This window comes from Binatus sp. (SeqCode) (assembly GCF_050013435.1).
In the GTDB taxonomy this organism is placed as follows: domain Bacteria; phylum Desulfobacterota; class Binatia; order Binatales; family Binataceae; genus Binatus.
In genome coordinates, this window is the sequence record NZ_JBEKFG010000012.1 from 47294 (window position 1) to 60368 (window position 13075).

Sequence of the window (13075 nt, forward strand, 5' to 3'; positions counted from 1 at the left end):
AATTCCCTTGACGAAAGTTTTAGTATCTATTCACTTCGCTCGATCGACGCAGCTACGACTTCAAATCCGCTGTCGGTCTTCAAGCTGCCCTTCAGTGTTCTCATTGTTCCGATCACCTTGACCTGGCGGCCTGGCGCCAGCAGCGGTTTTGCCGCCATCGCGGATTCACCGGTCATCACGATCCCGAGTCTCAGTTCCTCGCCGGGCGCGCCGCAATCGACGGTGAAGCGCAGTACGGGCGTGCCTGCCGGGGTGATGCGGACTTCGGGCTGATTGAGCAGCCGGCCTTCGAGCTCAATCCGGTTCCCTGTCACTTTCGGGCCCGGCGATTTCCTCTGCCGCCGCTTCCATTATTTCTTCGGGAGCGTCGGGCGCTTCCTCAGCCCGCTCCTCGCGCGAGGCCATCAGGGCGGCTGCGCGCGCTTCCTGGGCAGCCTTGGCCTCGGCCATACGGCGGTTGCGCGCTTCGAGTTCCTCGCGCGCCTTGGCCACATCGGCGTTGTCGTCGACCAGCACCGACAGGTAGCGCAGGACGGCGTCGGAGATTCGCAAGTTGCGCTCGACCTCGTTCATCACGGGGCCGGGCGAGACATAGTCCATACGAACGTAGAAGCCGCGGCGCTCGCCCTTGATCTTGTAAGCGAGTTCGCGCGATCCCCACTCTTCGGTTTCGATCATCTCGCCGGCGCCGGCGGCGATGATACCCTCGTAGCGTTTGATGGCTTCCTTGATTTGGGGGTCGCCCGAATCAGGGCGGAGAATAAAAATAGTTTCGTAGCGCCGCATGCGCTGCACGTCCTCCTTACGGATTTGAGCCCCAAGTTGGAGCAAGGAGCAATCCCGTACAGTACCATCGCGCGGATTCGCTCTCAAGGCTGCCAGGCAGTTATTTGTCGATCATCGTAAACCGCGGCCGGAATGGGCAGGAAGTCTATGCTTGCCATTGGCGGGCGGTCTGTTAAGAAAAGATGCGGTCGCGCTCAAGCAATTCAGGAGGATCCGTCCAGTGGCCAAGTCCAAGAAGACAATGAAGAAAGCATCGCGGCAAGCCCGCAAAGTCGCGCCCAAAGCGGCCAAAGGAACGAAGGCCGCATCCAAAGGCGCCAAGCGCGCGCTTGCGGTGAAGGCTGCGAAAGGGCAGGCCCCGAAGAAATCCGCCAGGCCTATCGGGAGTCACGCTGCCGAGATCGCGACAGCCGCCACTCGCGCAACCGTCGATATCGAGAGTGCGGCAGGGCGTATGCAACGGGCAGCGGTGCGAAAAGTCGGTGAAGTAGCGGCCAAGGCGACCCGCGCGATGGTGAAGGCCGTGGCGCATTCGCTGAAGATCCCCGCCTACGATGACCTGCCGGTACGGGCGGGCGCGCCGGCCGGCGCGGCGTGGGGCGTGTTCGGCGACGATGACGAAGTCGGAACGATCAACCTGCTGACGCCGGAGCGCGTGATTGCGGCCGCCGCGTCGATTCGCTCGGGCAAAGTCTTCGCAATGAATCTGCCGATCAACATCCCCGACCCGCCGCTGTTCACGCGCGGCAAACATACCCACACGATCAAGATTTTCGCCACCGCGGATTTCGTGCTCGACGACTACCTCGACAACTTCTATCCGCAATCGTCGTCGCAATGGGACGCGCTGGCGCACGTGAAGCATCCGATCTTCGGGGCATACAACGGAATTCCCGACAATCAAATGACCGGGCGCGGCGGGATGCGGCTGGGGATCGACAACCTGGCGCGCCGCGGAATCGCCGGGCGCGGAGTGCTCGCCGACCTGGCGCGGTATTACGATCGGGTCGGCAAGTCGATCGATTTCACCAGGAACAAGTCGATTCCGCTCGACGACGTGCAGGCCACGCTCGAAGAAGAAGGCGTCGCGCTGCGCACCGGCGACATCCTGCTGATTCGGATCGGATGGACAAAGTTCTACCTGTCGGCGAGCCAGGAGATTAAGGCGGAGCTGGCGAAGGAGACGGTAGTGCCGGGAATCGAGGCCAGTGAACGCACGGCGCGATGGCTGTGGGACAATCATCTGGCGGCGGTCGCGTCGGATTCGCCGGCGCTCGAGGCGTTGCCGAAACCGGCGGGCGAGGAAACGGAGTTTCTTCATTTCCGCATGCTGGCGTTCTTCGGGATGCCGATAGGCGAGATGTGGAATCTCGAGGCGCTGGCGGAAGATTGCGCCGCTGACGGACGCTACGATTTCTTCCTCACGTCGGCGCCGCTCAACGTGCCCGGCGGTATCGGCTCACCGCCCAACGCGCTCGCAATCAAGTAGGCAGGGGTCACCCCTGCTAGTGGCCGGCTTTGGATAGCGCTTCGGTCGTGAAGAAGCTCTTGTCCACCGCGCCCATGTTGATGTACCAGCATTCGCGCTCGGGCGTGTCGGGTCCGGGCAGGTAGCACGTCGTCGAGATGCCGGATTGCACGTCAACGCTCGAGGCCGCGATATTGAACAGCCGCTTGAACGGATAGACCGCAACCCTGGCGTCGGGCACCGGGCGATCGCGATAGGTGAAAAGATAAATCTGCGTCTTCCACAACTCGCCCTTCTGATCGTAGCTGTCCACGTACGGATTGAACCATCCCTCGCCGTCAACGTACACGACCGTCTTCGACTGCAGGACGCCCTGGATCCTTTCCGGACGCGGCGTGACTTCGACTACGTAGAGATGACGCATCTCCCAATCGTCGGGGCATGACGTAGCGCCGCCGTCGGTGGGGCATGGATGCGCGGGCGAGTTAATTGCGTGCGCGCACGCGAGCATGCTGCGATCGCCCAGGAATTTGAAGTTGTACTCCTGCGGCTTGGCTCCAAACCCGCCGGCGTGATCGGCGTCCCAGGTCGAAAGGCCCGGCGAGGAACTCATCATCACTTCGTTCACCCGGCGCACCCGCCGCGATCCTGCCAGGAATGCCCACGCGTCGTCGGCCTTGTTCCCGTCCCAGTAGCGATAGCGGATTGCGCCGCTGCCGCGATCTTCGGCAGGCGCGAGGGTGGGATACGCCCCGACGCGGATCCAGACGCCGCTCGACTTGAAATCCGGGTCGGCCGGCATCGGCTCGACTTCGGTGCGCCCGATATCGGAATAGCCCGCCAGATGCCCGGTCTCGGTCATCAGCATCAGCTGTTGCTGTGCGCCGGGATTTTCCTTCGCCACCTGGCATTCGAAGTAGCGCAAATCGAAGTCGTCGGTCGCGATCGGCCTGAAGTACTGGTTCCACATGATCTTGGTCGCGACGTCGGGATCGTTCTGATCGAGGAGGGGGAACGGCTGCCCGGCAACGTAGCCGAGCAGGTCGCGATGGTTCGCAGCCAGGCGGACCTGGCCCGAGTACTTTTCGGTCGCATCCTGGTAAGGCGGCGGCCAATCGACGTGGCTAGGCGCCACGATGTTCATCTGCATGCCCGCGGCGACTGCGACGTAGGTGCCCGGACTTACCAGCGTCCGGACCTGCGCCGCATTCTTCGGCGTGATAACGTCGCCGGGTTTGACCTCGGCATGAGCCTGGGCATGAGCTGGGGTGATTGAGAGCGTCAGCGCGAAAAAAAATGCGATAACTGCCAGCGGGGTCGGGACGCGGAGTTCGCTCGGCTTTTTCATATTCTAAAGTATCACTTTAACTCGACCGCGAGCTGGCGGCACGGTTGCGTTGCGGGGTTGAGCAACGAGTAAATGCCCACTGCGAGAAGCTTGTCAAGCAACATCGCGATGCCGTCACCAAATCCCCGCGCCCTCGCAGCCCTACAAATCACGGCGGTAGGTAACGAAGTTGCCGGTGACGTCGGCGCCCAGGCCAAGCGCCGTGCGGCGCGAGGCCCAGTTGTCGTCGAGGACCAGGGTGTAGCCGGCAAAGCGCATCTTGCGCTGCGCCATCGCCAGGAACGATCGCGCCGCCATCGCAAGCGCCACGCCGCGTCCGCGTGCGCGCGCAACGACGCCGACATTTATCAGCGCGCCTCGCGTACCGCCGCCGCGCTCGGGCTCGAGCCGGGCGCCTCGGCGTACACGGGCAAGCGCGGTGCTGAAATCGGGCACCGAGAAGACGGCGCCGACGCACTCGCCGTCGATCACCGCAAGCATCGAGAGATCGGCGACCGGAGTTTCCCACAGCGACGTGAGCATCGGACGCACCTCCGCTCGCGTCACTGGATTCCATCCCCAATGGCGATCGAACGCCGAGTTGGTCACCTCAGTCCACGCGTCAATCGCGGCCAAAAATCCGAACTCGCGCCAACTTTGAATCGTAACGCCGGCCAATCCGGCCGCGTCGGCCATCCGGCGATAGCGCGCCAGAATTTCGGGCGTGAGCGCCGCGGTGTAATCGAGCTGCCCTTTTTCGGTGACGAAGCCGGCTTGCTTGAAGTAGCGATGGTATGCGGGAGGATTTCCGCGCAGCAGAAACGACGGCAACGAGCCGTAGTTGTCGATCGCGTAGGGATAATCGAGAAACGCCGCGAAGCCGCTGCGAACGGCGCGCATGCCGCGTTGGCGGATCGATTCCACGGCCTGCTCGAGCATCGCGGCGACGGCGATGTCCTCGCCTTCGAGCGCCTCGAAATGAATCAGCTGGCCGAGCTGCTCGTTCCAATGTTCGATGTAGCGGCGATTGATAACCGCGCTGACGCGTGCGACGAGCCGGCCCGCGCGACGCGCGCAAAAGGGCGTGACTTCGAGGTACGCGGAGAGCAGGCTGCGGCGTGACAGCAGGTCGATCTCGTTGTGCACGTCGGGCGGCCACCATGCGTCGCGCGCGCCGTAAACCTGAAATGGAAGGCGCGCGAACTCATCGAATTGTTCGGGGCTGGTGGGCCGTTCGACGCTGATAGTGTCGCCGGTTAGTTTGGGATTTGCCGCCATGCTTCAAGCCGGATCGCGCGCTCAAGAGTCTTATAGCCGCGGCGCGGCCGAAGATCATCCGCGTCGAAGAGCGCGCGGCGGCTAGCGGCGCTCGGCCTTCATCCCGTCTTCATTTGCGAGAAACAGATGCAACTGCGCGGGTGCGGTGTCGCGCGGAATCTCGACCGGATAATTGCCGGTAAAGCACGCGTCGCAAAATCCCTCGCGGCTGCCACCGTTGAACGAGTAGAGTCCGTCCCAGCTCAGATAGGCGAGCGAGTCGGCGGTGATATAGCGGCGAATCTCCTCGACCGAATGCGCAGACGCCAGCAGCTCCTCGCGCGTGGGCGTGTCGATGCCGTAAAAACACGAATTGGTGGTGGGCGGCGCCGCGATGCGCATGTGAACTTCGCGTGCGCCCGCCTGGCGCAGCATCGGGATTACTTTCCTGAGCGTGGTGCCGCGCACCAGCGAGTCTTCGATCAGCACGATTCGCTTGCCGCGCAGCAATTCGGCCACCGGGTTGAATTTGATCTTCACGCCGAAATGCCGAATCGATGCGCGCGGCTCGATAAACGTGCGTCCGACGTAATGGCTGCGCACCAGACCCATCTCGAACGGTATCCCCGATTCTTCGGCGTAACCAAGCGCGGCGGCGGTGCCCGAATCGGGCACCGGCACCACGATGTCGGCGACCGCCGGAGCTTCGCGCGCGAGCGCGCGCCCCTGCTGCTTGCGGACCTGGTACACGTTGCGGCCGTAAACCTGGCTGTCGGGCCGCGAGAAATACACGTACTCGAAGATGCATCGCTTGGTCGGCGCATGCGCGAACGGACTGAGCGAGCGCAGCCCGCTGTCGTCGACGACGATCATCTCGCCGGGCTCGATCTCGCGAACATATTCGGCGCGCACCAGGTCGAGCGCACAGGTTTCCGACGCGACGATCGTCGCGCCGTTGAGACTGCCCAGCACCAGCGGACGGAAGCCCTGCGGATCGCGCACCGCGATCATCGAGTTTTCCGTCAGCACCACCAGCGAGTACGCGCCGCGCACTTGCGCCAGAGCCTCCGTGACCCGCTCCGGCAGCGTTGGCGCGTGCGAGGCGGCGATCAGATGAATCATCACCTCGCTGTCGGACGACGACTGGAAGATCGATCCGGTCGACTCGAGCCGTGCGCGCAGTTCATGGAAGTTGACCAGGTTGCCGTTGTGCGCCAGCGCCAGTCCGCCGCGCGCATACTCGACCACCAGCGGCTGACAGTTGTTGATGCTCGTCGAGCCGGTCGTCGAGTAGCGGTTATGCCCGATAGCGCTGGTGCCTTCGAGCTTCGCGATGATCGTGTTGCTGAAGACGTCGGCGACCAGCCCCATCCCGCGATGCGCGATCAGCGACTTGCCGTTGGACGACACGATCCCCGCCGACTCCTGCCCGCGATGCTGCTGCGCGTAGAGGCCGAGGTACGCGAGGTTGGCAGCCTCGGGGAGCCGATACACGCCGAATACTCCGCATTCCTCGTGAAAGACGTCGAGGTTGGATTCTTCGACTGCTATGACCGAGTGCGTTTCAGTCACCGCCTCTGAGCCTCCGTGGAATCGCGTCTTCGTAAACTTGCCGCAGTTCCGCAACGTCCTCATCGAGACCGAGATTGTCCGCCGCGGCAATCCTGAGCCTGGGATCGGCGATTACGCGGCCGATGACCGCAAACTCCAATCCCCGCCCCGCAAACAAACTCTCGACGCGGGCCGCGTCGCCCGGTGCAATCGACAGAATGACGGTAGATGCACCTTCACCGAAAAAAAACGCGTCGGCGTTCCCAGCGCGCCCGAGTTCAACTTCGGCTCCCAGAATCGACCGCGGATTGAAACAGGCTTCGGCCAATGCCACCGCAAGGCCGCCCTCGGCGACATCGTGCGCTGATCTTATCAGCCCCTGTTCGGCGCCTTCAACCAGCCCCTCGATCAACGCCGCTTCGCGCGCCAGGTCGATCGCGCCAAGGCGCCCACCGTCGATTCCGAAGATTGCCGCGTACTCGCTCGCCGCAATCGACGGCCTTGCCGTGCGCACCAGCACTATCGCGTCGCCGGGATCCTTGAAGAACTGGGTAACATGCTTCGCGACGTCGGCCATCACGCCCAGCACCGCAATCGTCGGCGTCGGCGGAATCGAATGGCCTTCGGTCTCGTTGTAAAAGCTCACGTTGCCGCTGACCACCGGCGCGCCGAACGCGAGCGACGCGTCGCGCAGTCCCTCGACCCCGCGGATGAACTGCCACATCACCTCGGGCCGCTCCGGATTGCCGTAGTTCAGGCAATTGGTGATCCCGACCGGGCGCGCCCCCGCGCATGCGACGTTGCGCGCCGCTTCGCAGACCGTCCCGACTGCGCCGAGATACGGATCGAGAGCGCACGCGCGCGGATTCGAATCGACTTTGAGCGCGATCGCGCGCCGCGAATTCTTGATTCGCAGCACTGCGGCGTCGCTGCCCGGCCCAAGCACCGTATTGCTCTGCACGATCGAGTCGTATTGCCGATAGACCCACTTCTTCGACGCGATGTTGGGACTGTCGAGCAACGCTCGAAGCGCTTTGGCCGTCTCGGGATGCTTTCCAGCGGCGGAAGGTCTGGCCGGCGGCTGAATCTTCGGCGCGGCCGCGGGACGATCGTACAGCGGCGCGTCATCGGCCAGCGCGCCGATTGGAATATCCGCCACGACCTGCCCGCGCCATCGGATACGCCATCGCTGGTCGTCGGTCAGCTGACCGATCACCACCGCGTGCAGGTCCCATTTCTCGAAGACCGCCTGCAACTCCGCCTCGCGCCCGCGCTCCGCGACGATCAGCATTCGCTCCTGCGATTCGGAGAGCAGAATTTCGTAAGGCGTCAGTCCCGCTTCGCGCAGCGGAACCTTGTCGAGGTCGAGTTCGATCCCGAGTCCGCCATGCGAGGGCATCTCGCTCGACGACGACGTGAGACCCGCCGCGCCCATGTCCTGGATCGCGACGATCGCGCCGGTCTTGCCCGCTTCCAGGCACGCCTCGATCAATAGTTTCTCGGTGAACGGATCTCCGACCTGCACCGCCGGGCGCTTGGCCTCGCTTTGCTTGTCGAACTCCGCCGACGCCATCGACGCTCCGTGAATTCCGTCGCGTCCGGTTGCAGAGCCGACGTAAAGTACCGGATTGCCCGGACCGCGCGCCTTCGCGCTCATCATCTCGCCCTTGCGGACCAACCCCAGGCAGAACGCGTTGACCAGGATGTTGGCGTTGTACGCCGCGTCGAACATCACTTCGCCCGCGACCGTCGGCACGCCCACGCAGTTACCGTAGCCGCCGATTCCGCCGACCACGCCGCCGAGCAGGTAGCGCGTGCGGGGATGCTCGAAGGAGCCGAACTTGAGCGAGTTCATGCTGGCCACCGGCCGCGCACCCATCGTGAAAATATCGCGCAGGATTCCGCCGACCCCGGTCGCCGCGCCCTGGTACGGTTCGACGAACGAAGGATGGTTGTGACTTTCGATTTTGAAGACCGCCGCCCACCCGTCGCCGACGTCGATTGCGCCGGCGTTCTCGCCCGGCCCCTGCACCACGAGTTCGCTCTTCGATGGCAGCTTTCTCAGATGACGGCGCGACGATTTGTACGAGCAGTGCTCCGACCACATCACGGAGAACACGCCAAGCTCGGTGTAAGTCGGGGTGCGGCCGATGATTTGTTCGATCTTGCGGTACTCATCGGGCGCGAGTCCGTGCGCGCGGGCCTGCTCGAGATCGACCTTCGGCTCGCCCGGTAAAGAAACGGGACGCTCGCTCATCGCGCGCTCCCGGCTATCGACTGAAATATCTTGAGCCCGTCCACGCCGCCGAGCATCGCTTCCACCGCATGCTCCGGATGCGGCATCAGGCCGAAGACGTTGAAGCGTTGATTGGCGACGCCCGCGATCGCGCGCATCGAGCCGTTGGGATTGGCGTCGTCGTTCTCGCGACCGTTCGCATCGACGTAGCGCAAAATCACCTGCCCGCGTTCTTCCATCTGGCGGATTTCATCTTCGGGCGCGACGTAGAGTCCCTCGCCGTGCTTGATCGGAAGCCGGAGCAGATCGCCCTGCTTCGCCGCGCGCGTGAACGGCGTGCTTGCGTTCTCGACGCGCAGCCACACGCGCTCGCATATGAAGGAAAGCGAGCGGTTGCGCGTGAGAGCACCGGGCAGCAGATGCGCCTCGCACAGAATCTGAAAACCGTTGCAGATGCCGATCACCAGCCCGCCATCGGCGGCGAACTTCGCCACGCTCTTCATGATCGGCGAGAAGCGCGCGATGGCGCCGGTGCGCAGATAATCGCCATAGCTGAACCCGCCCGGCAGCAGCACGCACTCGACGCCGCCGAGCGATTCGTCCTTGTGCCAGAGCATTCGCGCGTCCTGGCCCATCACCTCGGCGATCGCATACAGCGAGTCGCCGTCGTCCAGCGAGCCGGGGAATCGCACCACGCCCCACTTCATTCGCCGTCCACCTCGAAGCGGTAGTCCTCGATCACGGGGTTGGCGAGCAGCGCCTCGCACATCTTCTTTGCTTCGTCGCGCGCCTCCGACGCGGTGCGCGCCTGGACTTCGAGCAGGATATATTTGCCGACTTTGACGCCCGAGACGTTTTTGAAGCCGAGACTCTGCAGCGAACTTTCAACCGCGCGGCCCTGCGGGTCGAGAATTCCCATTCGGGGCGTCACGAACACTCTTACTTGCAACTCAAATCCTCGCCGACAATTCGCGTTTCGTTCTCCTGAACTAAAAAACGTTTCACGTGAAACGTTTTCGTATAAACCTCAACGGGCAAGCCTGCTTTTGACGACCATCCTCGAAATTCACCGTAATTCCGCGCCGTCGCCGCGACTCAATTCTCCACCCGGCGCAGCATCTCGTGATAGGCCTCCTCGACTCCGCCGAGGTCGTGGCGGAAGCGATCCTTGTCGAGTTTCTGGCGGGTGGCTTTGTCCCAGAAACGGCAGGTGTCGGGGCAGATTTCGTCGCCGAGCAAAACCTCACCGTGATAGCGCCCGAACTCGAGCTTGAAATCGACCAGCAGCACGCCGCGCTCGTCGAGGAATTTGCTCAGTAGGCCATCGACCTTCAGCGCCATCGCGTCGATTTGCTTGAGCTCTGCCGCGGTCGCCCATCCGAACGCGATCGCATGCTCGCCAAGGATCATCGGATCGTCGAGCGGGTCTGATTTGTAATAGTACTCGACGATCGGATGCGGGAGCGGTTCGCCTTCCTTGCGGCCGAGCCGTTTCGCCATCGAGCCCGCGACGAGATTACGCACGACGGTCTCGACCGGGATGATGTGCAAGCGCTTGCACAGCATCTCGCGATCGTTCAGGCGGCGGACGAAGTGCGTATTCACGCCATTCTTTTCGAGAAGTGTGAAGAACAGCTCCGACATCCGGTTGTTCACCACACCCTTGTCTTCGATCGTGTCGCGCTTCTTGCCGTTGAAGGCGGTCGCGTCGTCCTTGAAGTAGGCAATGACGAGGTCGGGGTCGGACGTGGAGTAGAGTTTCTTCGCCTTGCCCTCGTAAAACATTTCGAGTTTTTGCGGAGTCGTTTCCACGATGCATTCTCCCTGTCGGTCGATCGAATTATCTTAACCTAATCATCTTACCGACCGGTCGCCTCATCACAACGAAGCCGGCGCCGATTGTCCACAAAACCACCGCGCTTATGCACATCGACACGCGCGAGCGTGTGGATAGCGCGTCTCACGCCTTCGGCGCATTTAGTCAAACTTCAGCTTGCGCTTCGGCGAGGGCTCAACTTTAAGATCGCGCGCCTTCTTCGCCGCGGCGGCGTCCGATGCTTTCGCGGGCGGCGCGAATTGCTCGACGAGTTTCGCCGCCAGGCCGACGTAGCTGCGCGGGTTCAACTCGCGCAGCGCACGCCGCGCGCCGTTGTCCAGCGGCAACGTCGCGATGAATTCTTCGATCACACGCCGATCGATCCGCCGGCCGCGCGTCAGTTCCTTGAGCGTCTCGTATGGTTTGGGCAGCCCGTGGCGCCGCATGAGAGTCTGAATCGCCTCGGCGACGACCTCCCACGCCTGCTCGGCCTCGAGATCCTCGGCAATGCGCCGCTCGTTGACCTCGACGCGCTTAAGGCCGCGCTGCAACGACTCCAGCGCGACGACCAGATGCCCGAACGCCGTACCCATCGCTCGTATCGCCGTGCTGTCCGTCAGATCGCGCTGCCATCGCGAGACCGGCAGCTTGGCCGCCAGGTGATCGAACAGCGCGCTGGCGATTCCAAGGTTGCCCTCGCAGTTCTCGAAGTCGATCGGATTGACCTTATGCGGCATCACCGAGGAGCCGGTCTCTCCCGCGACGGCTTTTTGCGCGAAGTAGCCGATCGAGATGTAGCTCCACATGTCGCGGCAAAAGCCGAGCAGGATCGTGTCGATGCGCATCATGATGCCGAACAGCTCGGCGATAAAATCGTGGCTCTCGATCTGGGTGGTCAGCGGATTCCAGGTCAGACCGAGCCGCTCGACGAAATCCTGCGAGTGCTCGATCCAGTCAACCTCGGGGTGGGCGAAGTGATGCGCGTTGAAGTTGCCGACCGCGCCGTTGAGCTTGCCGAGAAATTCCTGACGGCGAAGCTGCGAGAGCTGGCGCGCCACGCGCGTGGCAAATATCGCCATCTCCTTGCCGACCGTCGTCGGCGACGCTTCCTGGCCGTGCGTCCGCGCCATCATCGGGTGCGACTTGTAGCGATGCGCCAGCTTGACGATCGGCGCGATCGCCGCCTCCAGCCGCGGCGTCAGGTCCGTCGCCACGAACTCCTTGAGGATGAGCGCGTAGGCGAGGTTGTTGATGTCCTCGGAGGTGCAGGCGAAATGCACCATCTCAATGGGCAGCGCCCGGTCGATCGCGGCGACTCGCTCCTTGACAAAATACTCGACCGCCTTGACGTCGTGATTGGTGGCCGCTTCGAGTTGCTTGACCCGGCGCGCATCGTCGAGCGTGAAGTCCTCGTAAACGGCGCGGAGCTTTTTCGCAGTCGCAACCGGGATCGGTTTCAGCGCACTGATCGCGGGATGCCCGGCCAGCGACAGATACCATTCGATCTCGACGCGAACGCGGTAGCGGATCAGCGCGAACTCGCTGAAGTATGCCTCCAACGCCCGCGTGCGCGCGCGGTAGCGGCCGTCGATCGGCGTCACCGCGGTCAATGCCGCGTCGGTCTCGGTAGGTTTGTCTTTCACTCTTTCACTGTTTGCTGATGAAATTAAATTACGCGACGAGGCTCGCGCAATCGAGGGGTGCGGCGCCGACGTTCAGCGGCCGGTGTGGCCGAAGCCGCCGGGACCGCGCGTGCTCGGCGCCAGTTCATCGACCTCGACGAGGTCGGCGCGGATGACGGGCGCGATGACGAGCTGAGCGATTCGATCGCCGGGTTTGATCACGATCGGCTGCTCGCCCAAATTCACAAGTAATACTTTAACTTCTCCGCGATAGTCGGCGTCGATAGTTCCCGGCGAGTTGATGAGCGCGAGTCCCTCTTTCAGCGCGCGGCCGCTGCGCGGACGCACCTGCCCCTCGTAACCAACCGGAATCTCGATGGCGATGCCGGTCGCAACGGCGTGGCGCTCGTGCGGCGCCATCTCGATTGGCGCGTCGATGTCGGCCATCAGATCGATCCCGGCGGCATGCTCGCTCTGGTAGGCGGGAATCGGCAGCGCACTTTTACGGATACGTGCAATTTTCACAGTCGGTCGCATCTTTGCAATCTCGTATGACGAATTGGCGGCGCGATAGCAAGCGCGCGCACGGCGGCAGAACCCGCACCCGCGCTGGAGGCGCGGTCTCTGCCGGTCACGGCGGGCATTGCAATACCAAGATTGATGCTGGAGAGACACGCGCTGGCGCGCGAGATCCTTCGGTTTCGCTCAGGATGACGGAAAAGAAGCAATCGGCACTCCTGTCATTCTGAGCGATAGCTGCTGTAGCGAAGAATCTCGACGGACACTCCGGCGTCCGGCGTTAGTTACGCAAAGCGCTCCTGTCCAGGCGGTGCCATGGGCACGCGGCGAAGAAAAGGACCCGGGGTCCCTCGGCTCCGCAGACTTCGCTCGGGATGACACGGAACCTCGACTTCGCTCGGGATGACGGAGAGGAGCGATGGGACGCGAGAGGAACTTGGAATTTGGACCCGCTCCCGACGCTCGACGACCCGCGTCGGCCTCGCCCTGTCAG

Annotated in this window: 12 protein-coding genes; 1 reads left to right on the forward strand and 11 read right to left on the reverse strand. The window is 63.1% G+C overall.

The features are described from left to right. Positions 1-26: 26 nt before the first annotated feature. The gene (locus tag ABSB13_RS04220) at positions 27-314 is read right to left on the reverse strand and encodes a single-stranded DNA-binding protein (protein ID WP_428105741.1); all 288 of its coding nucleotides are present in this window, start codon (positions 312-314) and stop codon (positions 27-29) included. Next, positions 295-786 carry a 30S ribosomal protein S6 gene (gene rpsF / locus ABSB13_RS04225; protein ID WP_428105742.1) on the reverse strand — a complete coding sequence of 164 codons (492 nt, stop codon included), beginning with the start codon at positions 784-786 and terminating at the stop codon, positions 295-297. Before rpsF ends, ABSB13_RS04220 begins: the two co-directional genes overlap by 20 nt. Positions 787-1006: 220 nt before the next feature. On the opposite strand from rpsF, the gene ABSB13_RS04230 reads away from it, so the two are divergent. Further along, entirely contained in the window at positions 1007-2275 is a 1269-nt protein-coding gene (locus ABSB13_RS04230) for a cyclase family protein (protein ID WP_428105743.1), read from the forward strand. 16 nt (positions 2276-2291) lie between these two features. Here the strand turns inward: ABSB13_RS04230 and ABSB13_RS04235 are convergent, their stop codons facing one another. The 9 genes from ABSB13_RS04235 to dut form a co-directional block, all read right to left on the reverse strand. Next, complete coding sequence (locus ABSB13_RS04235) at positions 2292-3602, reverse strand: DUF1329 domain-containing protein (RefSeq protein WP_428105745.1); 1311 nt, start codon at positions 3600-3602, stop codon at positions 2292-2294. A gap of 141 nt (positions 3603-3743) precedes the next feature. Beyond that, complete coding sequence (locus tag ABSB13_RS04240; protein WP_428105746.1) at positions 3744-4859, reverse strand: hypothetical protein; 1116 nt, start codon at positions 4857-4859, stop codon at positions 3744-3746. A gap of 81 nt (positions 4860-4940) precedes the next feature. Next, a complete protein-coding gene (purF, locus tag ABSB13_RS04245) occupies positions 4941-6410 on the reverse strand; it encodes an amidophosphoribosyltransferase (protein ID WP_428105747.1) in 1470 nt (489 codons plus the stop codon). Next, positions 6403-8646, reverse strand: coding sequence for a phosphoribosylformylglycinamidine synthase subunit PurL (purL, locus tag ABSB13_RS04250; RefSeq protein ID WP_428105749.1), 2244 nt, complete (start codon positions 8644-8646; stop codon positions 6403-6405). The genes purF and purL overlap by 8 nt, the downstream gene beginning before the upstream one ends. After that, on the reverse strand, positions 8643-9332 hold the full coding sequence (purQ, locus tag ABSB13_RS04255) for a phosphoribosylformylglycinamidine synthase subunit PurQ (RefSeq protein ID WP_428105751.1): 690 nt from the start codon (positions 9330-9332) through the stop codon (positions 8643-8645). The genes purL and purQ overlap by 4 nt, the downstream gene beginning before the upstream one ends. Next, complete coding sequence (gene purS, locus ABSB13_RS04260) at positions 9329-9562, reverse strand: phosphoribosylformylglycinamidine synthase subunit PurS (protein WP_428105761.1); 234 nt, start codon at positions 9560-9562, stop codon at positions 9329-9331. Before purS ends, purQ begins: the two co-directional genes overlap by 4 nt. 158 nt (positions 9563-9720) lie before the next feature. Beyond that, positions 9721-10410, reverse strand: coding sequence for a phosphoribosylaminoimidazolesuccinocarboxamide synthase (gene purC / locus ABSB13_RS04265; protein ID WP_428105762.1), 690 nt, complete (start codon positions 10408-10410; stop codon positions 9721-9723). A gap of 192 nt (positions 10411-10602) precedes the next feature. Next, a complete protein-coding gene (gene purB, locus ABSB13_RS04270; protein WP_428105752.1) occupies positions 10603-12084 on the reverse strand; it encodes an adenylosuccinate lyase in 1482 nt (493 codons plus the stop codon). 72 nt (positions 12085-12156) lie between these two features. After that, a complete protein-coding gene (gene dut, locus ABSB13_RS04275; RefSeq protein ID WP_428105753.1) occupies positions 12157-12600 on the reverse strand; it encodes a dUTP diphosphatase in 444 nt (147 codons plus the stop codon). Between the last annotated feature and the right edge of the window lie 475 nt (positions 12601-13075).

Coding starts and splice junctions, on each gene's coding strand:
- ABSB13_RS04235 (WP_428105745.1), bottom strand. CDS start 3,602: ATGAAAAAGCCGAGCGAACTCCGCGTCCCGACCCCGCTGGCAGTTATC.
- ABSB13_RS04240 (WP_428105746.1), bottom strand. CDS start 4,859: ATGGCGGCAAATCCCAAACTAACCGGCGACACTATCAGCGTCGAACGG.
- purL (WP_428105749.1), bottom strand. CDS start 8,646: ATGAGCGAGCGTCCCGTTTCTTTACCGGGCGAGCCGAAGGTCGATCTC.
- purQ (WP_428105751.1), bottom strand. CDS start 9,332: ATGAAGTGGGGCGTGGTGCGATTCCCCGGCTCGCTGGACGACGGCGAC.
- dut (WP_428105753.1), bottom strand. CDS start 12,600: ATGCGACCGACTGTGAAAATTGCACGTATCCGTAAAAGTGCGCTGCCG.
- rpsF (WP_428105742.1), bottom strand. CDS start 786: ATGCGGCGCTACGAAACTATTTTTATTCTCCGCCCTGATTCGGGCGAC.
- purC (WP_428105762.1), bottom strand. CDS start 10,410: ATGTTTTACGAGGGCAAGGCGAAGAAACTCTACTCCACGTCCGACCCC.